The following is a 21,810-nucleotide window of genomic DNA, read 5'->3' on the forward strand; positions in this document are numbered from 1 at the left end:
CATAAACCCCGCAACGCCCGCCTCGATCGCCTCATCTTAATCGAGGCACCAAGACTTACGACCCATACGCCGCGGCCTATCGGTTAGATCGCCGGCGTTAGTGACCTTCTGAAGCAACGAGCGCCGCGGAGTATGGGTCCCGGCTCAAGGCCGGGACGACACCGAATGTATGGCTCTCACGAAACCTTCCCCGCCTTCATCGCCTCCTCCAGCCGCTTGGCCAGCGAGCGTAGCCACGCCCCCTACTTCTTGTTCTCCTCGCAGAACTTCAGCGCCGCCAGCGCCTCGCCCATCCGCGGGATCTTGACCTCGACGCTGTTGTCCTCGTCGTCCTCGAAATCGATCGTCAGCAGTTTTGCCTTGCCGAGCGTGTCCAGGATCGACTGCTGGAATTCGAAAGTGGCGCGGACGGCGGTCTTGTCGACCACCTCCCATTTCGCCTTCTTCATGATGTCCTTGTCGTCGGTGCCGACATCGGCCTGCAGGATCTTGCCGACCTTGTCCCACTCCCACCGGTCGTAGATCACCGCGACCACGATCGCGTCCTTCGAGTAGCTCAGCACGATCACGTATTGGCTGTCGTCGTCATCCTTGTCCTTGTATTCGCGGGCCGCATTGCAATGATCGTCTCCGCTGCGCTTCTCGACTTCCCAGTCGCCAACCTTGGTTTGCGCCAGCGCCGGCGCCGCCAAAAAACTCCCGAGCAACAAAACCGCCAAAAGAATTCGCTTCATATCAGCCTCCCGCCTGTCTCGGGCCAAACTGATCACCTCCGGCAAGGAGTCGCAAGGCTCAACGAGTTGGCCTGTAGCCCGGATGAGCAAAGCGATATCCGGGACAGTGTGGTCCCGGACATCGCGAAGACTCTCATCGCGCGCACGTTCGCAAGGCTCGAAGATTCGGCAGGACCGGCAGGGGCAGCTTCTACCAGCGATAGCCGAGCGTTGCGATGACGGTCAGTGGCGCGCCGCGATAGCAGTAACCGACCTGGCAAGTCGTGTAGCGAAGATCGAACAGATTCTTGACGTTGACCTGGAATTGCATGCCCTTCAGCTGCTTCGCGGCCTGCCCGAAATCATATTTCAGCGCCGCATCGAACAGGGTGACGCTGCTGTTCTTGAACGTGTTCTGGTCATCACCGTAATTCGACGACAGATAGCGCATGCCGCCTCCAACGCTAAGTCCGGAAAACTGGCCGAAGGCCGGGACGTCGTAGTTGCCCCACAGCGTAAATGTGTGCGGCGGATTTCCGGACGGCACCTTCCCGATCACCGTGGTGTCGGCAGCCTGCAGCGTCTTCATGTCGAGATAGGTGTAGGACGACGTGATGTTGAAGCCGCCGCCGAGATTGCCGAGCGCCTGCAACTCCAGACCACGACTCTGAATCTCGCCGCGCTGAACGGTCACTCCCGCTCCCGTGTAGACCAGTCCACCATCCTGCGTCAGATCGAACACGGCCGCCGAGATGAAACTCTTGGAGCCGGCCGGCTGATACTTGAAGCCGATCTCGGTCTGCTTGCCCGTGGTCGGCTTGAAAAAACTACCCTCCGGGCTGACGCCGAGATTGGGGAAGAAGGACGTCGAGTAGGCAACATAGGGAGCGACGCCGGAATCGAAGACGTAAGTAAGGCCCGCGCGACCGCTATAGGCCTGATCGGACTGCGTCTGCCTGGTGACCGCGATCAGATCCTGTCCGCTGGAGCTGACCCGGTCGTTACGCCCGCTGAGGGTCAGAATCCAGCGATCAAGCTTGGCCTGATCCTGGATATAGGCGCCGAACTGGTTCTGCTGCTGTGCGGTCGACGACGCAATGGCCGGATCGGAAATAGCTTCCGGCAGGTAAGAAGGAGCCAGCAGATTGAGATCGGACACACCGAAGCCAAAACCCTGCTTGTCCTTGAAGCTGGACCAGGTGTAGTCGACGCCCATCAGCGTGGTGTGTTGCACGGGCCCGGTCAGGAACTTGGCCTCGACCTGATTGTCGACGATCGCCGACTGAAGCTGATCGTGAACGTAACCCTTATAGCGCGAGGCGATTTGCGTCACGGGATCGACACCCAGGATTCCGACGTAGCGCGTGACGGAATCCAGATCGGTGTAGCGGAACTTCTGCCTGACGGTGACGGCGTTGTTGAGCGCGTGCTCGAAGAGATACCCGATGCGGCCCTGCTCCTGATCGAGCGAGTTATAGGACGGGCTGCCGGTAAAGATATTCGTGGTGGTGCCGGCCGCCGACGAATAGGTGAACATCGAGCCGGGGGTCTGGGATTTCTGATACCCGCCCAGAATGGTCAGCGAGGTCGATGCGTCGGGCCGCCAGGTGAAGGCAGGCGCAATGGACGTGCGATTGTCCTTACCCCCGGGCACGAACAGATCCGCGTCGCGAACCACGCCGGTCAGCCGGTAGAGAAACTGCCCGCTGGGATCGAGTGGGCCGGAAAGATCGAAATTGCCTTGATAGCGGCTGCGGTCGCCGACGATGCCCTGGATTTCGTGGTAGGGCTGGCTGGTCGGCAGCTTGCTCGAGATGTCGATCAGCCCGCCCGGCGAGCCGAGGCCGTACACCGCAGAACTCGGCCCTCGCACCACCGTGATGCTGTCGGCAAGGTAAGGCTCGTTCTTGTAGACACCAAGCCCCGCGCCAACCAGCCGCAACCCATCGAGATAAGTGCCGTTATAGGTGATGTCGAAACCGCGGATCGCAATCGCGTCGAAGCGAGGATCGAAGCCGGAGGCATCGGTGCGCACACCCGGCTGATAAGAGACGGCTTCCGTCAGCGACTGCACGGCGCGATCGTCGAGCTCCTTGCGCGTCACGACGGAAATCGACTGCGGCGTTTCTATCAGTGGCGTATTGGTCTTGGTGCCGGAAGCGCTGCTGTTCGCAACATATTCCACCGGCGCACTGTTCGCCCGTCCAGCCCCCTGCCTGCTTTGCGCCTGAACCGCGGCCGCATTGCCGCGCCTGGCCGCCGCGGCAGGCGCACGGGACGATCGCGTGCGTTGCGTGGCCTGGACCGCGCTCCGCTGCTTCGGAGAATTCGGCGCATCGACCGTCACTGGAGGCAGCGCGACGCCGTTCTGTGCAGCGCTCGTCTGCGCCTGTGCGCCCAGGATGTCGATCCCGACCGATCCGAGAACCACCGAACCAAATATGGTCGCGTTGACTACAGAAGTTGTTCCCCACAAGCGACGCATACCCCGAAACGAAACAGTCCCCACCGATGATCCCCGCAAATTTTGAGCATGAAGCCGCTGTACGAGCAAAGCTCGTCTGCAACGCGCACGCGTCGATTGATGCGGGCTTCTATCGAAGGGGTGACGAAACATCCACACGCGCAAAATAGAATCGCTTCAAACGCCAAACCGCACGCAATGTGGAATGAATCAAAACACGCGCAGAAAAATTTAGATCGACTCCAAACTATTGAGTGCCCGCACGCAACACACGCGCACGGCTCGAGAAATCTCGCAGGAAGAAAATATCGACCACAATATCAGCAATGCGGAAACATTCTGAAACAAACAACGGCGCTCTGCAGACCGCACGAAGGAAGTGCGGCAAGATCGCGTACGACGCTAATTCGCGAACCTCAATGAGGTGGACAATGATTCGCGCAAACGATTCCGCGCGTCATGAACACGTCCTTTATGCTCGGAGCCATCGTTGCCATGGCCGTTATGAAACAGTGAAAGGCACTTGAGCCTCGCGGACAAGCAAGCAGCGAAGGCGCGGGGCCGACGCCCCGCGCCTTCTGAAGCCGTGCTGTGATGTGGTCACACAGCAGCACCGCTATGCGATCTGGTAAATCACTCAGTCCGTGATAGCATCCCTCCACAGTCGAAGCGGATGGCCGCTTCGTCTCGGCAGAGGAGAAGCGCAGATGAAAAAATCTGATACGAACTCCCAGAAGTCCGCAGACAAGAAGGTCGAAGCGCCGGTTCAGCTCAAGCCGGAGCAGCTCGAAGCCGTCGCAGGCGGCATGAGAGCACGGATCGATACCAAGGGCACCGGCACGACCACGACAGGCGCCGTTGGGCCGAAGACGACTACCACCAAGCTGACAAGTTAGTTGATTTGAAAACGGGATGGCGTTTGGCGCGCGATGCGCCGGACGCTGTCTCGAAGGCTTTTCAGATAGTCATTTGCGAGACTGAGCGTTCAAGGCCGAGCCGCGGATTGCGCCTCCCGCTGCACACCCAACTGCGGTGAGGCAATCGATCGGCACCGGCCGCGAACTGGAGGGTCGTTTGATGTCCAGAGCATCCAGCCAAGAGATCGACTGCCCGAGCGCCCAGGCAACCGCTGATGGCGCGCGCGTCTTTGGCATCATGACAGGCACGCCCGACGAGCACAGGGTTGGCTATCTCACCGAGACGGTGCCGATCTCCGAGAAGCTCCTGGCGCTGGCAGGACCGGCCAAGCCCACGCAACTTTTCAGAATTGCGGCGCCGTGCGCCGGCGCCAGCGGCGGCTGCAAGCATTTCAAGGGCAACGCCTGCAGTCTGGCCGAACGCATCGTTGCGGGCACCCCTGTGGTGGTCAACGCGCTTCCTGCGTGCCAGATCAGATCCACCTGCCGCTGGTTTCGTCAGGAAGGCAAAGAGGCCTGCTTCCGCTGTCCGCAGGTCATGACGGATAAATCCAATGCCTCCGACTATGAGCGGCAGATCGCCGACGCCGAATAGTGCCGTATGCAACGCTTATTCGATCACCGCGCGGATTTGACCGGCTGATACGTGTGATAGCAGTGAAACAAGCAGCAGCACGGCTTTGTTCTCCATCCGACTCCAGTTTGTTCGCAAAGAACGAATCGGAATCGCGCAAATCAGCGCGGATCAATTCCTAACAACACGTTGCGTCACCTTTGTGCGCCCTCATCACGACAAAAAGCCCGCGACGACATCGCGGGCTTTCTTCTAAATGCGACAAGGCGCTCGTGCATCGGCGCCAGTTGAAGCGCCGATCAAGCATTTGTCCTCACTGAACGACGCGGCCGGTGGTTTCGGTGCGGCCTTGTGCGGTCGTGATCTTGCTCCGCGGTGTCAGGACGCTGAGCTGAACTGGCGTGACCGATGTGGCAACGGGCGACGCTTCCTGGACGTTTTCTGCCCCCATCACCTGAAGCTGCACGGCCGAGACCGGCAAGCCTGCCCTCTCGTAGGACGGCAACTCGGCTGCAATAGCAGCGCTGGCGGCCGTCATCGCGAACACGGCGGCGGCAGCGACGGACAGGGAAATCTTCACGGCAATTCTCCTTGGATGGCTTGGAACACGGATCTAGTAGTCGCTTGTTGCATTGCAATAGTTCAAGGGTGCAATGCAGAGTTCCTTCCGTAGTTCTCCGGCCGTGAACATAGTTCCGCCTCCTCGGCTGCGTTAAAACGCAGATATGCGGATCGCTTTCAGGCGGGTGCCATTGCATTTGATACGGAGCACCAAATGGATTCCACAATGAGCAACAGGCTCGCCGAAGGGCAGATCGCGAGCCTGGAGGAGCAACTGTCGAACCTGGCGCGCGAAGCGGGATTTAGTCCTTCGGCCCCGCCGCCCAGCAAGAAGACGTCGAGCGCCCCGCCGGCAACGCGGCATCGATTGGCGGATTGGCGCTATGTGGCTGCCGCCGGTTGCCTGTTGGCAGCATGCATTAGTGTCGTCGCCTGGTGGTGGCCATCCTCCCCTGATACGGCGATGAAGGCGCCCGCAGCTCCGATAGCTCTGGCACAGGCCGCACCGCAAGCCGCTGCGCCGAAAGACGCCGCACCGGCTGCTGTTGCCCCGTCTGCCGGGCTGGAGCAGCAACTCCAACCGATGACGCGCGATCTCGCTGCCTTGAGGCAATCGCTCGAACAGTACAAGGTGACGCAAGACCAACTGGTCCGGGACAATGAAAATCTCAGAAGCCAATTGGCGGCGGGCCGGGAAGAAATCGCGCGCAACAACGGCGTCATCGACCAGCTCAGGGCGACACAGATCCAGATGGCGCGCGAAAGCCAGACGCTGACCGATCGCGTCAACGCAAGCCAGCAACAACTCGCCCGCATCATCGCCAGCGCTGCAGAGTTAAACACGCTGCCCGAAGAGCCAAAGGCGATGTCTGAAGAACCAAAGATGATCCCTGAAGAGCCAAAGGTGATGCCCGGAACACCACTGCCGCGTCCGCGGCAGGCCAATGTCGCTCAGACGCAAAAGCCGGCGCCAGCCCCGGCGCGGCCGCAAGCCAAAAAACCGCAATCGTCAGTGTCATGGCCGTGGTCGCCTCGCAGCCCGTAGAGCCGCAGGTGAGCCGCGCCTTGCGCGGATCCGTTGCGCCAATCTCCCACCGATTAGTGCGCTTGCGGCGCTTGGATTCGCGCGCCCGTAGTACTACCGGGACAGCCTTTGGCTGCGTACGGCGCATGTAGAATCATGGCATGCAATCTGCATGGAGTTAGTTGACCGGGAATATCCTATCAACGAAGGACACCATGCTCGTTACACTCGTCGCCGTTCTCTGCAACGGCCAGCTATGCCTCGAGAAAGTCGTCACCAATAGTGACCAGTCGGGCATCACCATGACCGCCTGTATGGTCAATGCGCAAATCGGCATTGCCGAATGGCTCGCCAAGGGTCCGTATCACCAATGGAAACTACAGCGATACAAATGCATCGCGGGCAAATACGTGCCCAAAGACGAAGCATGAATGCGCCGCCTCTCGGATGAGAGGCGCCCTCGCCTGCTGGCGCGCTACGTCGCGCTTGACGTTGGCAACATGCTTGCCAAACTTTCGCAGCCTGCACGGCGGATTCGCGGTGCGCAATCCGCCGATTCGTGTCTCAAGCGGCGGATCGCGCTACCGCAGGCGGATTGGACCGGAACGCGGCACAGCGCAGCATCCAGCACCCGTGACCACCGTGGACAAGATCGATTTTCAACAAGCAGCTCGCAACATTCTACAGCGCGCCTAAAGGCAGCTTTGCCAGCGCCGACATGCCTGCCATGCAATTTGTCAAGATCAACGGCGAAGGCGACCCCAATCGTGATCCAGCCTATCAGCGCGCCATCGAGTGCTCGCCAGGCCACGAGATCATGCCTGCGATGGGGGTGACGTTTGCAGGGCGGCATCACGAGATCTATCTCAGCGATGCACGCCGGACGCCGCCGGAAAAGCTCAAGACGATCCTGCGGCAACCGGTCAGAAGCGCCGGCTGAGGTCCCGCCCTTTGAACCAAAAGAACGCAGCCTGCGACCAATATTAATTAGCGCCGTACACGCCCCAGGTTCCCGGTTTCGAGGGTCGCTCGCTTCATTCGCGCTCCCGGGAAAAAGTGGCAACTGCCCGTAATGTCGGATATCGAACAGACGATCGAACCCGGAACGATTTAAAATTATCGCTGCCTGAGTCGCGCAATTAATTTATTATAACCAGTTGGCATCATTGCATTTTAGCCGGAAAGACCTTTTCACTATTGAACAGTTTCAGGGATGGATCAGGGAACCACCAGATTGGTCGCCGGCACTCGTTTTAAGATGAGTGAACTCGGAGCCGCTCGATGCCCGGAACTGGCCGGGCAAACTGGGATCGTTGTCGAGGTGAGCCCTAGCAACACGGGCGTTACCGTGTTGTTCGATGGCGCCAGCAGACCAACTGCCCTGCACAGGGATTTTATCACCCCGATCTCGAACAACGGATCGTGGGGCGGTTCGCGAACTGGAAACACCAGTCCGCCCCCAAAGTGAAGTTCACGCCCGCCGGCGCCCGACCGGTTTGCGTGAAGAAGTCCGCATTCCGAAGCGCGACCCGCGCTCTTTCGGAGTACCCCGAATTTGCCGCAGCAGGCGCGGTCGCCACGGGAGCGACGACTCCCGGTTTCAGCCAATCGTGCGCTCGAGCAGATTGAGCCAATTGGTTGTGCCCAGCTTCTTCAACAGCGGTTCGGAATATCCACTTTGGCGGAGAGTCCCGATGAGCACCGGCAACCCGGCCGCCGAGCCGATTTTCGCCGGCACGGTTGCGCCGTCGAAATCCGATCCAAATCCGACGTGGTCCTCGCCGAGCCTGTCGATGAGATAGTCGAGCTGACGCACCATCAGTTCGACATCCGTATCCGCGATCATGTTGCCGTCAGGGCGAAGAAAGCAGGTCGCGAAGTTGAGACCGACCATGCCTGCGGAATCGCGGATCGCTGCCAATTGCCGGTCGGTCAGGTTTCTCGGCGAAGGGCACAACGCATGCGCGTTGGAATGCGTCGCGACCAGCGGCGCCTTGGAAAGGCGCGCGACATCCCAGAAGCCCTTTTCGGTGATATGCGAGAGGTCGACGAGGATCTTCATTTCGTTGCAGGCACTGACGAGCTTTTCACCTGATACGGTCAGGCCGTCGCCGGTATCCGGGCCGCCGGGAAACTGGAACGGGACGCCATGACCAAAAATGTTATTCCGGCTCCAGACCGGTCCCAGCGAGCGCAGGCCCGCCGCGTACAGCACCTCCAGAAAATGCAGATCACCGTCGATGGCTTCGGCGCCTTCCAGATGAAGCACCACCGCCAGCGCTCCGCGCTCGATCGCTGAATGGATCTCCGCGGTCGTCTTGCAAAGCGCGACAGCGCCCTGCGATCCCCTGACAAGCCGCATCAGGATCGCCAGCTCGCCGGCGACGGATTTCCGTGCCTCTTCGATGGGAAGCGGATCAGGAAGCGGCACCGCATAGCGGCCGCCCGTCATCTGCTTGCTGAGCGACGCAAAGTTGCCCGGCGATGGCGAGTACATCGCGAACAGACCGCCGACGAAAGCTCCGGCCCTGGCCTTTTTCAGGTCGATATGGCCGGCGTCTTCGCCTTCAAGGAAATCGGACACCACGTCGCTGGATTTAGACTTGTAAAGACGCAGCAGGACATCGTTATGGCCGTCGAAGATGGAAATGTTGGTGGTCATTGTTTACAGGTGCCCGTGACAGATATCGCGAGTTGCGACATCGCCTGCAATTTTCCGCAGAACTTGTCCGTGTGCAACCTCAAATGAGCAAGGAGCCAGCTTGTCGTCCCTGCGAACGCAGGGACCCATAGCCACAGGGAGCGGTTGTTGCAAAGAAAGTCGTCCAGCAGCCTGCCCGATAATTCCGCCGCGGCGTATGGGTCCCTGCGTTCGCAGGGACGACAGCTAACGGAGGAACAAATCGGAGGCCAAAGCATTATTCAGCCAGCATCACGCATCGATTTGGAGCAACGCGTGATGACCGCGGACGCATTTGAACTCCGCCGCTGTGTACAACAGCATTTCCTCGGCCGTGTATCGTCAGTGATGTTCGATCCGGGCTACCGCAATCATCTGGCGCTGATCGCTGACGGTTATGATGTCCGCGTATTCCTCGACGATGTGCTGCAGGACGGCTGTATTATCGCGGACCCCGATCAGGGTTTCGTCCAGCGGCGCGCCTTTCTCAGATCGTCAGGGATCACCGACACGCGCCGCGGCTCCGTGTCGATCAGAATATCGAAGAAGTCGGTACGGCGGATTGAGCCGCAGGCGTAATCCGCCGCCTTGGCTGATGCGTAAACGGCGGCTACCGCGTCACCGCCTTGCGAGACGTCCATCGGCCGGTTGCCTGCGCAACTCACTTCCGGTGACATCGCCAATATGCCATACGCAGGACATGTCCCCTCTGAAGCCCCCGGCCACCTACGACGATTTCGCCCGTCTCGACATCCGGGTCGGCAAGGTCGTGGATATCCAGCCGTTCCCGCGCGCGCGCAATCCTTCCTACAAGGTCGGCGTCGACGTCGGCGCGGACAGGATCATGTGGTCGAGCGCGCAGATCACGAACTATGAGCCCGCAGCCCTGCTCGGCTCGCTGGTCGTCTGCGTCTGCAATCTGGGTGCGAAGAACATCGCGGGCTTCACGTCCGAACTACTGATCCTCGGCGCAAAGGACGCGGGAGGCAGCGTGATCGTCCTCGGCCCGCGCAGCGAGGTGGCGATCGGCGAGCCTGTGTTTTGAGTGGTCCGAAGTACAAGTAGCCCGGATGAGCGCAGCGATATCCGGGACCGCGTCAACACCGCCCCTGATATCGCTGCGCTCATCCGGGCTACGTAGCTGCGTCGCCTCCCTGCACAAATCGTCTCCACCCGGCGCAATCCCCGGATTGCACGGCGCTCCATCCGGGCTACGATCACCATCATGACCGTCATCTCCATCCAGTCCCAGGTCGCTTACGGCCATGTCGGCAACTCTGCCGCGGTGTTTCCGATGCAGATGCATGGCATCGACGTCATTGCGGTGCCGACGACCTTGCTGAGCAACCGGCCGGGCTATCCAACCATCCGCGGCCGGGTGCTGGAGGCGCAACTGGTCGCCGATCTCCTGCTCGGGATCGAGGAGCGCGGCGCGGTCGACACCTGTCAGATGATCCTGTCGGGCTATCTCGGCTCGGCTGACATTGCCGCTGTCGTCGCCGACTTCGTCGCGCGCGCCAGGGCCCGCAACCCTTCCCTCTGCTATGTCTGCGATCCCGTGCTCGGCGATCGCGACCGCGGCCTGTTCGTGAAAGCCGACATCCCGCCGCTGGTGCGCGACCGGCTGTGCAGCCTCGCCGACATCATCACCCCCAATCATTTCGAGTTCGAATGGCTCTGCGGAGCAAAGGCCTCCACATCGGATCAAATGATCGAAGCGGCGCGTGCGCTGATGGCGCGCGGCCCATCGACCGTCGTGGTCACGTCGGCCGAACTGTCGGATACGCCTGATGGCGAGATCGAGACCCTCGCCATCGAGCAGTCGAGCGCCTGGCGCGTACGCACGCCGAAAGTTCCGATCAGCCCGAACGGCACAGGCGACCTGTTCGCCGCGCTGTTCACATCAGCGCGCGTACTGAACAAAGCCACACCGGAAGCGCTCGGCCACGCGGCGTCAGCCATATCGGCCGTGCTGGAGCGCACCGCGGCGCGCGGGACGGAGGAAATGCGGATCGTCGAGAGCGCGGAGATGCTCGTTAATCCGAAGCGGCGGTTCGAGGCGGTCGCTATCGGCGGATCGCAGGTTCAAACTTCAACCGGTCAGGCGTGATGTGAGTCACGGAACCTGCGTCCGGCGCGCGGCATGCTCCAGATCACAGATCGGGACGCGGTGGTCGCGCACCCCCTGCCATAGAGGGAGAAATGCCATGAACGCCGATAAAGCTGTGAATGCCAAGTTCGATGCGCTCTCCGACAAGGAACTCAACGCCGTGTCGGGCGGCAAGCAACGCGTGCAGGTGACCAAGGAGCAGTACGAACAGATTCTCGCAGTCAAGATGATGTTCGCCAATTTGAAGTGAGCCCGACATAGGGATCGAATGACGGCCGACCACCTCTTCCGCATGCGGAAGAGGTGGGGCAGGGGATGCCTATCGCCCCGCTGTTGTGCTACTCCAAAGACGGCGGAATCCGCCGTACTCGCTGGAGAAGACATGAGCCGTTTCTGGAGCCGCCTGACGCACGACCTGAAACCTTATGTGCCGGGCGAACAGCCCCGCATCGCCGATCTGGTCAAGCTCAACACCAATGAAAGCCCGCTGGGCCCTTCCCCGCGCGTGCTGGAAGCCATCCGTGGCGAGGCCGCCGATAGCTTGCGTCTCTACCCGGATCCGCAGGCGTCAGCGCTGTGCGCGGCGCTCGCCGCCTACCACAAGGTACGCCCCGAGCAGGTGTTCGTCGGCAACGGCTCGGACGAGGTGCTGGCCCACGCCTTCGCTGCCCTGCTGAAGCACGATGCGCCGCTGCTATTCCCCGACATCACCTACAGCTTCTACCCGGTCTATTGCCGCCTGTTCGGCATCGCCTATGAGGCCGTGCCGCTCGATGAGGCGATGCGGATCCGGCTCGCTGATTATCGCCGCACCGCCGGCGCGATCATCGTGCCCAATCCAAATGCGCCGACCGGGGTGGCGCTGTCGCGGGCCGAGATCGCTTCCCTGCTGGAGCAGCATCCCGACGCGCCCGTTGTCATCGACGAGGCCTATGTCGATTTCGGCGCCGAGACCGCGATCCCGCTGGTCGCTTCGCACCCGAACCTGCTGGTCGTTCAAACCATGTCGAAATCGCGGGCGCTCGCGGGCTTGCGCGTCGGCTATGCGATCGGCGATTCCGGGCTGATCGAGGCGCTGACGCGGGTAAAGGACAGCTTCAACTCCTATCCGCTCGGCCGCCCCGCCCAGGCCGGGGCCATCGCCGCACTGGAGGACGAAGCCTGGTTTCAGAACAGCCGCGCCAGCGTGATCGAAGGCCGCGAGCGGCTTACCCAGGGCTTGGTCCGGCTTGGCTTCGAGGTGCTGCCGTCCTCAGCCAACTTCGTGTTCGCGCGCCATCCGGCGCATCAGGGCGCGGCGCTGGCTGCAGCGCTGCGCCAGCGTGCGGTCATCGTCCGCCATTTTGCCGCGCCCCGGATCTCAGACTATCTGCGGATCACGGTCGGCACCGACGGGCAAACCGACCGGTTGTTGTCGGCGCTGTCGGAAATCCTGGGTAGCGCCTAGGCATCCGCTCAAACTTGGGCTTGTTATTGCCTTCCCAGCGACCCCGGCGTAATTTCTGAGCAGCTTCAGATTCTAGCTTGCGATCGGGAGAACCCTTGCCAGCGTGGAATTTCGGCCCCGCCGAACAGGAATTTGCCGAGGCTGGCCTTGATCCCGCGCGCTGGGTCCAGGCGCTGACTTCCGTGGCATCTGCCACCGGGAGCTTTGGCGCCGTCATGCTGCCCCTGTCGGGCGATGCCCTTCCCAACGTTCCCTATACCGAAAGTGTCTCCAGGGTGATGGAGGACTATTTCCGGGATGGCTGGCACTCGCAGGACGAGCGCATGCGCACCGTCCCGACCCTGACGCAGCGAGGGGTCGCTGACGATTTCGACGGCCATAGCGCCGATGAGATCGCCAAACATCCCTATTACCAGGAGTTCCTCGGACCGCATGGCCTGCGCTGGTACGCCGGCGTCAAGGTTGCCTGCGGCGACGATCTGTGGGCGGTGGCACTGCAGCGCACGATCGATCAGGGGCCGTTTTCGGCGGACGAGAAGGACGAACTGGCGCGGATATCCAGCCGGCTTTCGACCGGCGCCGCGATCGCCCGCGCGCTCAGCGCTTCCGCCGCGTCAGGCGCGCTGGAAGCATTTGAAATGAGCGGCACGGCGGTCGTCCTGATCAACCGCCATGGCCATGTATTCAAGGCCAATGCCCAAGCCGAACGCCTTCTGGTGGATGATGTTACGATCGTAAAGGGCCAGCTGACCGCCAAGGACATTCGGGCGACGACCGCCTTGAACCGCGCCCTTCACAATTTGCTGTGGCGTCCGACCGCCGGGCTTTCCGCGCCGGTCGCGTTGCCTCGAGCGACCGGCCGGCCGCTGCTTGCGTACCCGGCGAGACTTTCGAATTCGACCGCCAATGCACTGGCTGATTGCCAGGCCATGGTCATTCTGATCGATCCAGATAGCCGATCTCCGACGCCGGAAACCAACTTGCGTACGGTGTTTCGCCTGACCCAGGCGGAAGCCAGGCTCGCGACGCAGCTGGCGCGCGGCGAGTCCCTGGAGAACGTCGCCGATCAATTCGGGATCGGAAAGGAGACCGCGCGGAGCCAGCTCAAGAGCATCTTCGCCAAGACCGGCGTGCACCGGCAGGCCGAACTGGTCGCGGTGCTGGCAAAGCTGCTGTAAGCACCTGCCCGACCGTCCTGTGACCGAGGAGGCAAACGATGACCGATACCGTCATGTTTCACGAGGGCAATCGCCGGCTGCAGGATCAGTTCGGCAGCCGCCGGATTTCCGACCGTCTGGAGGAATATTCCCGCGCGGAATTCACACCTGATGACCGGGCGTTCATCGAGAACCCGCCGTACTTCTTCCTGGCGACCGCCGATGCCGAGGGCCGGCCCGATTGCTCGTTCAAGGGCGGCATGCCGGGCTTCGTGACCGTCACCGGGCCGTCCGAGCTCGCCTTCCCCGACTACGACGGCAACGGCATGTTCAAGAGCCTCGGCAATATCCTGGTGAACGCCGATGTCGGCCTGCTGTTCATTGTCATGCATGGCAGGCCGCAGCGCCTGCGTGTCAACGGCACGGCAACCGTCAGCCGCGAAGATCCGCTGCTCGCCAGCACCGTCGGCGCGCAGTTGATCGTCCGGGTCGCCGCGCGCGTGATTTTTCCGAATTGTCCGCGCTACATCCCGGACATGCAGCTCAACGATCCCTCGGTTTACACGCCGCGCGCCGGATATGAGGCGCCCGAGCCGGTGTGGAAGGGCTTTGACAGTTTTAAGGATTACGTGCATCCACTCCAGCCCACCTTCAAGGGCTAGGAACAGCATGCAAGTCGCGGTCGTCGGCGCCGGAGCGGTCGGTTGCTACTATGGAGGATTGCTGCTGCGGGCCGGACATCAGGTGACGTTCATCGGCCGGCAGCCGCATGTCGACGCCATCAACGCAAACGGCCTGCTGCTCGACACCAGGACGTTCAAGGGACATTTGCCCGCCAAAGCCGCAACCGACGCCGGCGCCCTGGCCTCGCCGGATCTGGTGCTGGTGTGCGTCAAGTCGGCCGATACCGAGCAGGCCGGCCGGTCGCTTGCCGGACGCGTGCGGCCGGAAACCTCCGTGCTCAGCCTGCAGAACGGCGTCGACAACGCGCCGCGCCTCGCCGCCATCATCGGCCACGCCGTCATCCCCGTCGTCGTTTATGTCGGCAGCGAGATGGCCGGGCCCGGCCATGTCAGGCATCACGGCGGCGGCGACCTTGCGATCGGCGCCTCGGCCGCCAGCGAAGCGCTGGCGCAAACGCTGCGAGCCGCCGGTGTCGGCGTTACGATATCGGACGACATCGAAGTCACGCTGTGGAGCAAACTGATCATCAACTGCGCCTTCAACGCACTGTCCGCCGTAGCCGGCATTTCCTACGGACCGATGCTGGAAGTCGATGGCACAAGGGATGTCGTCGCCCGCGCGGTGCAGGAGGCGATTGCGGTCGCCCGCGCCAGCGGGGTCGCGATCCCCGACGACATCACCGGGCACATCATGAATATCCCCGCCAACATGCCGAACCAGATGTCCTCCACCGCGCAGGATCTGGCGCGCGGCAAGCCCAGCGAGATCGACTTTCTCAACGGCTATGTGGTGCGCAAGGGCGTTGAACTCGGCATTCCCACGCCGACCAATCAGGCGCTGCAGGTGATGGTGAAACTGGCGGAGCGCGGCAAGGAATTGTCCGGGAGACGGACGTAGCATGCAGGAACGTCAAGCCGCCTCGCGGTCGATTTTCCGCAAGCGCACAAAGGCGGCCCACGCCTTCGGAAACTTGCTCTCTTTCGGACTGATCGTGAGCAGCGCGCGGCAGGCTTCCTGGATCTCGTCGGATGAAGGACGGGCCTTCGCGTTACCGGATTTCGCTTGCTCCCAGCGGTCCTCGATCTTTTTTGCGAGCGCGATCGCCTGGTCCGCGGTCCGTTTCGGCGCCGACCGCGCCAGCGGGTGATCCGGGGGAAACGTCGGCCATGCGGCCGGCGGCCGGTCGCTGCTCCAGCCGCTCTCGTTGTCGAGCACGGCGTTGGAGGACGACTTGGGCTGTTGTCCTGCCGAACCGGACTTTGAGGCCGAGCCGGAAGAGCTTGCAGAACCGGAATAGCTTCCCGAGCCCGACGAGCTTCCCGGCAGCGGGCCTCCCGTCATCTGGTTGGCCATGTGACCAACCTGTTGTTCCAGTGACCCTCCGGACCCACCTCCCGACGGCATTTGTGTCCCGATGGTCGACATGGCCGAGGAGACGACGGACGGGACGACCTTCTCAATGGTTTTTACCATCGATCGCCCGTCGGGCGACGCCTTGTCTTCCGGCGGGTTCGGGCAAGCCCTGAACGCGCCGTGCCTGTGCGAGATCAAACCATCGTCATCGATGCGGGCCGAGTCCGTCGCCACGGTGTAAACGAAGCTGCGGAAGTCGACATTTTTTCCCGATTTATCCTTGGCCTTGACGGCGCCGCAAACATATTTCGCGGCGTTTTCCTCTACCGAGCGCAGCGCGCTGAATTCCGCCGACTGCGGGTTGATCAGCAAACGCGAGACTGCGGTGCGCGCTTTCGAATGCCTCATGGAGAAGATCAAGCCCAACGCGTAGTCGGGATTGATCCAGGCAGGCTGATAATAGAAGGTGAGCTCGGCCGCCAAGAATGCTGCGCCCAGACCTGCGGAGATGAGCGCTGCAGGGAGGTTCATGAATTGCGACTCCAGGACAGTGTCCGCGACCGGCATCGTCATCACCCGATGCAATGCCGGCGACCACAGACCGACGCGGGATCGATCTGGTTGTGTAGACGCCTTGATGCGATTTGAAGGAGAGCGCTTTAAAAAAACCTTAAGTTGCATCAGCAGGTGCGCCGATGGAACTTTCCATCACTGATTGATCCTAATATTCTATTCACGGGAACCTGTGGGAACTCGCACCTGTTCGACGCACACTCGATATATCCAGTCAAATATATCCTAAACATCGATATATCCCGGCAGATATAGCCTCAAACAACTGACGTCGCATCGACCGATCCACTACCGATAAAATTCTCCACACCTCGTATGCTGCCAGGCAAGAATTATGACAGAATGGTGACAACGGCCGGCAGGGCGGCCAATTGGCGGGTTAGCTGGTAGCCCCGGCGTCGTTGGCCTGCCGGGAGGCGGAGAAACTCTCCCAGGTCACCATGAACATCGCTGCAATCACCGGGCCGATCACAAAGCCATTCAGGCCGAACACTTCAATGCCGCCCAGCGTGGAAATCAGCACGACATAGTCCGGCAGCTTGGCGTCTTTCCCGATCAGGAACGGACGGAGAAGGTTGTCCACCAGTCCAATGACGAGCACCCCGTAGACGATCAGGGCAACGCCCTGCCACACGGCGCCGCTTGCCAACAGGTAAATTGCAACGGGCACCCAGACCAGGCCGGATCCGATGGCCGGCAGAAGGGACAGGAAGGCCATCAACACCGCCCACAACAACGGCGCGTGAATCCCCAGAAACCAGAACGCCAGCCCGCCAAGCGTGCCTTGGGCGATGGCAACCAGGATGCCGCCTTTCACCGTGGCGCGGACGACATCGGCAAATCTGCCGAACAGTGCTGCCTTTTGATCGGCGCGGAGTGGAACGATCCCTTTGATCCGTTCAGCCAGCGCTTTGCCGTCACGCAACAGAAAAAACAAAAGGTAGAGCATGATGCCGAGGCCAATCATGAAATCGAAAGTGTTCATGCCGATGCTGAGCGCCTGGGGGGCCAGGACCTGTCCACCCTTCATCGCGCCGGATGCCAGCCAGTCGCGAACCGCCGGGAGGTTGTTCAGGTTGAAGCGGTCAAGCAGACCTGTGGCCCAGGCCGGCAGTGCATCGAATATCCGCTGAACGTAGCGGGCGAAGTCGTACTCTCCGGATTGGACCTTGGCGTAAAGACTGGACGCTTCCTGCGTCAGAGAGGCCGCGATCATCGCCAGGGGCAAAATGACCATTGCGATGATGATCAGGACCGTAACAAGGGCAGCGATCCCTGGTCTCCCGCCCGTCCTGACCAGCAGTTTCCGATTGAGCGGCGCAAAAATGACGGCGGCGACGGTGGCCCAGAGAATAGCGCCGTAAAATGGCTCCAGAATCCAGCCAAACGCGATGCTGACCACGAGCAGCAACAGCAGAAAACTTTGATCCTCAATCCTGCGCACCGCCGGTCTCCCTGTGGCTTCGCCGCACTGCCGCGGCGATGAACCGGACGGCACTTCTCGAACATCGCGTATAGAACTTTTGACGGGCACAATCGTTGCCTCCTCGGGCGCCCCGATGGCGACGTGCATTATTCCGGATCATTTGAATGGTCACGCAAAACCCGCTATGAATCCGGCGCGGATCGGTGTCGTCCTCCAACGTGCAGAGGCCGTCATGACAACAATTTCCCGACGCCTGTTCCTCTCGCTAGCGGCTGCCCTTGCACCGGGCGCTGCGGCCGCCCATCACGGCTGGGGCGGATACGACACCTCGAAATCGTTCACCGTGACCGGCAAGATCCTGAAATCGACCTTCGAGAACCCGCACTGCGAGATCGAGATGGAGGATGGTGGCAAGCACTGGCACTTTGTGCTGGCGCCGCCTTCGCGCATGCAGGCGCGCGGCATCACCGCGGACCTCATCGCGCCCGGCAAGACCTGCACCGTGTTCGGTTATCCCCATACCAGCAAGCCGGACGAAGCCCGCATCGAATACGTCGTTCTCGACGGCAAGCGCATCGAATTGCGATAAGCCCGCGTGGAACAGCAACCCGCCGCGTCGATCTTCCTGGCCTTGCAGGAAAGCGCGCTGGGTCATCTGATGCGCTCGTCGCCCGCGCTTTATCCCGCGGTCGAAATCCTGCATATCCTCGGCTTCGTCGTGCTGGTGGGATCTATCCTGGCACTCGATTTGAGGCTGCTCGGATGGGGGCGCGCAATCCCGATCGCGCCGATGGCGAAATTGCTGCTGCCGTTGTCGCGCTTCGGTTTTGGGCTGGCGATCAGCATGGGCTTCCTGCTGTTCAGCGCGGACGCCTCGCACGTGGTGCGCAACCCGGCGTTCCAGGCCAAGCTGTTGCTGATCGCAGCCGCCCTGGTCAACGTCGTGATCGCCCATGCCGGCCCGTGGCGGCGCGTGGCGCTCTGGCGCGATGAAGCCCCCGCCGGCGCCAAGGTTAGCGCGCTGGTGTCGCTGCTGCTGTGGCTCGGCGCCGTCTGTGCCGGGCGTCTGATCGCTTATCTTTGATCGGGGACTCCGCCATGCGCCGCAACCGCTTCGCCATCGTCGCCCTCCTCCTCGGCATTGCCATCGCGGCGGAGACCGCGCGCGCCGACGAGGCCGCTTGGTCCGCCTTGCGCGCGGGCGGACATGTCGCGCTGATGCGCCATGCCGATGCGCCGGGTGGCGTCGGCGATCCGCCGGGCTTCCGGGTCGATGACTGCGCCACTCAGCGCAATCTCAGCGCCAAGGGCCGCGCCGACGCCAAAAGGATCGGCGCGCGGCTCAAGTCTGAGGGGATCGCGGTCGAACAAGTCCTCGCCTCGCCATGGTGTCGCTGCATCGACACGGCAACCCTGCTGGAATTGGGACCGGTCGAAGCCGCGCCGACATTCGGCAACGTGGTCGTGCTGCGCGATCAGACGGAGGCTTTGACCGCCGGTGCCCGCGCGGTGATCGGCAAATGGACAGGCCGTGGAAACCTTCTGGTCGTGACACACGGCGCGAACATTCTGGCCCTCACCACGATCTCGCCGGCAAGCGGCGAGATCGTGGTGGTCCGAAGCGGAAGCGCCGGCATCGAGCCTGTCGGCCGTCTGCTGCTCGATTGACGTGCAGCGACAGCCTGTCCCCGTCCCCTACTGCACCACGTCGAGTTTGACATTGGTGAGGCCTTTTCCGACCATTCCGAGCGCGTCGGCCGCGGAATAGGAGACGTCGACGACACGTCCCGGAACGTAGGGACCGCGGTCATTGACCCGCACCGTGACGGACTTGCCGCTCGAGACATCCGTCACGCGCAGCTTGGTGCCGAACGGCAACGTCGGATGCGCCGCGGTCATGTCCATCGTGTTGAATCTTTCACCGCTCGCGGTCTTGGTTCCCTCGGTGTAGAAACTCGCCACCCCATGCGAGGCCGTCGTCCTGGGTTTGCCTGCATCTTTGCGCGACGCGAACCGGGTGTACTTTCTTGTCGCCGCCACGCGCCTCTTGATCATGGGCGATGACATTCGATCATGGTCCAGCGACGCCACCCGGCTGGCGCGCAATTCGGATTTCTGGCTGACGCCCGCGGTCTGCGAGCAGGCCGCCAGCGATGCCGCTGCCACGCCAACGGCAAGCAGCCGAATGACTTTCCCCACGGCCGGCATCCAAGGCGGTGCCTGGCGTTGAGTGCAGTTCGTTCCGATGTCGACGTACGAAGTAGCAGCGCGGTCGATGGACATGTTGCGATCCCCAACTTGCGCCCCAGCCCAAGCCGAAAACCAGCACGGCCCATCGTCCGAATCCAATCGGGGCGGAACCGGGGCCGGAAAACGTCAGACCCGGCCCCGCCAGCGCAATTCCGTTGGGGTGTGGTGATTGGGTCACAGCTCTCGTGGGTGTCGCAGGCGGGATGTGGGATCAGCGCAGCGTCATCCGCCGCCTTGGATGACCGCTGACGGCGAATTGCTCCGGAGCCTGTCATCGGGCCGCGCTTTGCGCGGAGCCGTTGGGCTCTACCGCCCTATCCCGTCCTACTTCCGCTCGTCCGACGTGAAAAACTTGCTGCCATCGAAAAAGCGGTTCGGCCGATTGAAAACGGAGATGAAAGTCGCCCCGTTCGGCGAATGCGCGACATGGATGTTGCCGCCGGGCCGCGACACGAAATCTCCCGCGCCACAACTGCCCTCCGCATCTTCCAGCGATCCCTCCAGCATAAAAGTCTGTTCGAGCGCGGTGTGCTCGTGCAGCGGCACGACCGCGCCGGGCGCCATCTTGAACAGGATGGTCGAGCGCCCTTCGTCGTCCCTGTAGAGGATCTTCATCTGAATTCCGTCGAAGTCCGTCGGCTGCCAGGGCATCGACGATGCCGCAACGAAGGTCGAACGCAGTTCGGGCGGGTTGACGGGCACGGGCTTGTTCATGGCTGCTTCTCCGTGTTGCCAATCGTAATCAGGATATCTCGTAGACCTGCACCTTGTCCGCAATCCCGCTCAACGCCACGCTTCTGGCTGTTGGCGTTAGTCCCTTGGTCTCAAGCAGATGCTACCTGAAAGGAGGCGACGCGAACACTCGCTAAGCGATCGCTTGCGAAGCACTGCTGACGTCAAAAAATCGTCATTGCGAGCGACCGGTCCCGGCGTAGCCCAACGGGCGAAGGCGGAAGGCCAAGGCGATTTTCCACAACGTGATCGGGATCACAGCCGAGCCCGCGCTCCTGGACGAAGCTGCCGCACGTGGATGCAATCCCCTACGTCAACCCGCAAGGAGAACGCCATGACGTGCGATCACGATACAAAGGTGCAGTACCGCCGAGCAGCTCGAGCGCGTGGCGGGCGGGTTCTTGATCCAGGAGATGATGGCCAACCTGAAGGTGATGGGCGAGGTCCTCTCCAACGTCAGCAAGACGCGCGCCGAGATCAGCATGACCTTTGCGCGCAATTCGCGGGGGTAAGTCATCGCCTGCCCCTCCGCTACGCCTGCGTGAGCGAATCCCTGGAGAGGATTAGCAATCACGCTTGCTTGAAGCTCGAACCGGAAGTCAATCAGGTGCCACCAAGAGAAAAGGCCGGCGGGCGTTACGCCACCGGCCCCTCTTGCAACTGCCGGCTCGAATCCGGTTCCGCTGCGATCCCATGGCGGAAATCCTGCGCGAGTTTGGTTAATCGAACGTTAACAGAATCGGAGTGATGTGAATCACGGAACCGCACGATTCGTCCCGGTAGGTTTGCTGTCACGATACGGGACATGCCCGTAATTCCCCGTCGGGAATCTACCGGAATATCCAGCGGAATCCGCCGCTGCTATTTTTGAGACGCAGATTCGATTCGCATCGTGAAGGAGACACCGAAATGGCCCAGGTCTATTTCCACTGCTCCAGCTCCCGCGAAGTTCGCGTCGATCAGTTCGGCGCTATCGTGAGCAACCTCGCCGAGGCGCGCGACCGCGCCGCCTGCGTGGTGCGATCGCTGATCATGGAAAAAAGCGCGGAAGACTGGCGCGACTGGGTCGTGCATGTCAGCGACGATTTCGACGACGAGATCTTCGAAATCTCTTTCTCGTCCGTTCTCGGCAAGCCGAACTGAGC

26 protein-coding genes are annotated in these 21,810 nt (G+C 61.7%); 17 read left to right on the top strand and 9 right to left on the bottom strand.

Going from position 1 to position 21,810, the window contains the following annotated elements; translation table 11 throughout:
* Positions 1-242: 242 nt before the first annotated feature.
* Both JQ575_RS38285 and JQ575_RS38290 read right to left on the bottom strand, forming a co-directional pair.
* Positions 243-734, bottom strand: a complete 492-nt coding sequence (locus JQ575_RS38285; protein ID WP_212038358.1) for a hypothetical protein — start codon at positions 732-734, stop codon at positions 243-245.
* 190 nt (positions 735-924) lie between these two features.
* Complete coding sequence (locus JQ575_RS38290; protein WP_249167176.1) at positions 925-3,189, bottom strand: TonB-dependent siderophore receptor; 2,265 nt, start codon at positions 3,187-3,189, stop codon at positions 925-927.
* Positions 3,190-3,884: 695 nt separating this feature from the next.
* Between JQ575_RS38290 and JQ575_RS38295 the strand changes: the two genes are divergently transcribed.
* A complete protein-coding gene (locus JQ575_RS38295) occupies positions 3,885-4,073 on the top strand; it encodes a hypothetical protein (RefSeq protein ID WP_212038360.1) in 189 nt (62 codons plus the stop codon).
* A 181-nt stretch (positions 4,074-4,254) separates the two neighbouring features.
* Positions 4,255-4,689, top strand: coding sequence for a hypothetical protein (locus tag JQ575_RS38300; protein ID WP_212038361.1), 435 nt, complete (start codon positions 4,255-4,257; stop codon positions 4,687-4,689).
* Positions 4,690-4,981: 292 nt separating this feature from the next.
* On the opposite strand, the gene JQ575_RS38305 is transcribed toward JQ575_RS38300, so the two are convergent.
* Complete coding sequence (locus JQ575_RS38305; protein WP_312016096.1) at positions 4,982-5,248, bottom strand: hypothetical protein; 267 nt, start codon at positions 5,246-5,248, stop codon at positions 4,982-4,984.
* 207 nt (positions 5,249-5,455) lie between these two features.
* On the opposite strand from JQ575_RS38305, the gene JQ575_RS38310 reads away from it, so the two are divergent.
* The 3 genes from JQ575_RS38310 (at position 5,456) to JQ575_RS38320 (ending at position 7,193) form a co-directional block, all read left to right on the top strand.
* Positions 5,456-6,274 (top strand): hypothetical protein, encoded by an 819-nt coding sequence (locus tag JQ575_RS38310; RefSeq protein ID WP_249167177.1) that lies wholly within the window; start codon positions 5,456-5,458, stop codon positions 6,272-6,274.
* Between the two features lie 194 nt (positions 6,275-6,468).
* Positions 6,469-6,684: a hypothetical protein gene (locus JQ575_RS38315; protein ID WP_192739772.1), complete on the top strand. Its 216-nt coding sequence runs from the start codon at positions 6,469-6,471 to the stop codon at positions 6,682-6,684.
* A gap of 296 nt (positions 6,685-6,980) precedes the next feature.
* A complete protein-coding gene (locus tag JQ575_RS38320) occupies positions 6,981-7,193 on the top strand; it encodes a hypothetical protein (protein ID WP_249167178.1) in 213 nt (70 codons plus the stop codon).
* Between the two features lie 660 nt (positions 7,194-7,853).
* Here JQ575_RS38320 and JQ575_RS38325 read toward each other — a convergent pair.
* On the bottom strand, positions 7,854-8,915 hold the full coding sequence (locus JQ575_RS38325) for a dipeptidase (protein WP_212038363.1): 1,062 nt from the start codon (positions 8,913-8,915) through the stop codon (positions 7,854-7,856).
* A 147-nt stretch (positions 8,916-9,062) separates the two neighbouring features.
* On the opposite strand from JQ575_RS38325, the gene JQ575_RS38330 reads away from it, so the two are divergent.
* The 8 genes from JQ575_RS38330 to JQ575_RS38365 all read left to right on the top strand — a co-directional run bounded on the left by JQ575_RS38330 (position 9,063) and on the right by JQ575_RS38365 (position 15,228).
* Entirely contained in the window at positions 9,063-9,512 is a 450-nt protein-coding gene (locus JQ575_RS38330; protein WP_212038364.1) for a hypothetical protein, read from the top strand.
* A 121-nt stretch (positions 9,513-9,633) separates the two neighbouring features.
* A complete protein-coding gene (locus JQ575_RS38335; RefSeq protein WP_212038365.1) occupies positions 9,634-9,978 on the top strand; it encodes a tRNA-binding protein in 345 nt (114 codons plus the stop codon).
* Positions 9,979-10,158: 180 nt separating this feature from the next.
* The gene (pdxY, locus tag JQ575_RS38340) at positions 10,159-11,043 is read left to right on the top strand and encodes a pyridoxal kinase PdxY (protein WP_212038366.1); all 885 of its coding nucleotides are present in this window, start codon (positions 10,159-10,161) and stop codon (positions 11,041-11,043) included.
* A gap of 97 nt (positions 11,044-11,140) precedes the next feature.
* Positions 11,141-11,293, top strand: a complete 153-nt coding sequence (locus JQ575_RS38345) for a bacteriocin (protein WP_212038367.1) — start codon at positions 11,141-11,143, stop codon at positions 11,291-11,293.
* Between the two features lie 132 nt (positions 11,294-11,425).
* Entirely contained in the window at positions 11,426-12,490 is a 1,065-nt protein-coding gene (gene hisC / locus JQ575_RS38350) for a histidinol-phosphate transaminase (RefSeq protein ID WP_212038368.1), read from the top strand.
* Between the two features lie 95 nt (positions 12,491-12,585).
* Positions 12,586-13,668: a helix-turn-helix transcriptional regulator gene (locus JQ575_RS38355; RefSeq protein ID WP_212038369.1), complete on the top strand. Its 1,083-nt coding sequence runs from the start codon at positions 12,586-12,588 to the stop codon at positions 13,666-13,668.
* Positions 13,669-13,706: 38 nt separating this feature from the next.
* Positions 13,707-14,309 (top strand): pyridoxamine 5'-phosphate oxidase family protein, encoded by a 603-nt coding sequence (locus tag JQ575_RS38360; RefSeq protein ID WP_212038370.1) that lies wholly within the window; start codon positions 13,707-13,709, stop codon positions 14,307-14,309.
* A 7-nt stretch (positions 14,310-14,316) separates the two neighbouring features.
* Positions 14,317-15,228, top strand: coding sequence for a ketopantoate reductase family protein (locus tag JQ575_RS38365; protein ID WP_212038371.1), 912 nt, complete (start codon positions 14,317-14,319; stop codon positions 15,226-15,228).
* A gap of 12 nt (positions 15,229-15,240) precedes the next feature.
* Here the strand turns inward: JQ575_RS38365 and JQ575_RS38370 are convergent, their stop codons facing one another.
* Entirely contained in the window at positions 15,241-16,215 is a 975-nt protein-coding gene (locus tag JQ575_RS38370; RefSeq protein ID WP_212038372.1) for a hypothetical protein, read from the bottom strand.
* 421 nt (positions 16,216-16,636) lie between these two features.
* The gene (locus tag JQ575_RS38375; RefSeq protein WP_212038373.1) at positions 16,637-17,701 is read right to left on the bottom strand and encodes an AI-2E family transporter; all 1,065 of its coding nucleotides are present in this window, start codon (positions 17,699-17,701) and stop codon (positions 16,637-16,639) included.
* Positions 17,702-17,915: 214 nt separating this feature from the next.
* Here JQ575_RS38375 and JQ575_RS38380 point away from each other — a divergent pair, with 214 nt between their 5' ends.
* From JQ575_RS38380 to JQ575_RS38390, 3 genes are read left to right on the top strand one after another with little or no spacing between them, the layout of a single operon-like run.
* A complete protein-coding gene (locus tag JQ575_RS38380; RefSeq protein ID WP_212038374.1) occupies positions 17,916-18,272 on the top strand; it encodes a DUF6152 family protein in 357 nt (118 codons plus the stop codon).
* Between the two features lie 6 nt (positions 18,273-18,278).
* Positions 18,279-18,767 (top strand): DUF6644 family protein, encoded by a 489-nt coding sequence (locus JQ575_RS38385; protein ID WP_212038375.1) that lies wholly within the window; start codon positions 18,279-18,281, stop codon positions 18,765-18,767.
* Positions 18,768-18,781: 14 nt separating this feature from the next.
* On the top strand, positions 18,782-19,351 hold the full coding sequence (locus JQ575_RS38390) for a histidine phosphatase family protein (RefSeq protein ID WP_212038376.1): 570 nt from the start codon (positions 18,782-18,784) through the stop codon (positions 19,349-19,351).
* Between the two features lie 27 nt (positions 19,352-19,378).
* Here the strand turns inward: JQ575_RS38390 and JQ575_RS38395 are convergent, their stop codons facing one another.
* The 3 genes from JQ575_RS38395 to JQ575_RS38405 form a co-directional block, all read right to left on the bottom strand.
* Positions 19,379-19,891, bottom strand: a complete 513-nt coding sequence (locus tag JQ575_RS38395) for a septal ring lytic transglycosylase RlpA family protein (protein ID WP_249167180.1) — start codon at positions 19,889-19,891, stop codon at positions 19,379-19,381.
* A 366-nt stretch (positions 19,892-20,257) separates the two neighbouring features.
* A complete protein-coding gene (locus JQ575_RS38400; protein WP_212038378.1) occupies positions 20,258-20,647 on the bottom strand; it encodes a cupin domain-containing protein in 390 nt (129 codons plus the stop codon).
* A 331-nt stretch (positions 20,648-20,978) separates the two neighbouring features.
* Positions 20,979-21,182 (bottom strand): hypothetical protein, encoded by a 204-nt coding sequence (locus JQ575_RS38405; RefSeq protein ID WP_212038379.1) that lies wholly within the window; start codon positions 21,180-21,182, stop codon positions 20,979-20,981.
* A 392-nt stretch (positions 21,183-21,574) separates the two neighbouring features.
* On the opposite strand from JQ575_RS38405, the gene JQ575_RS38410 reads away from it, so the two are divergent.
* Positions 21,575-21,808 carry a DUF6894 family protein gene (locus JQ575_RS38410; protein WP_212038380.1) on the top strand — a complete coding sequence of 78 codons (234 nt, stop codon included), beginning with the start codon at positions 21,575-21,577 and terminating at the stop codon, positions 21,806-21,808.
* The last annotated feature ends 2 nt before the right edge of the window (positions 21,809-21,810 follow it).

The organism is Bradyrhizobium sp. JYMT SZCCT0428 (genome assembly GCF_018131075.1).
GTDB lineage: Bacteria > Pseudomonadota > Alphaproteobacteria > Rhizobiales > Xanthobacteraceae > Bradyrhizobium.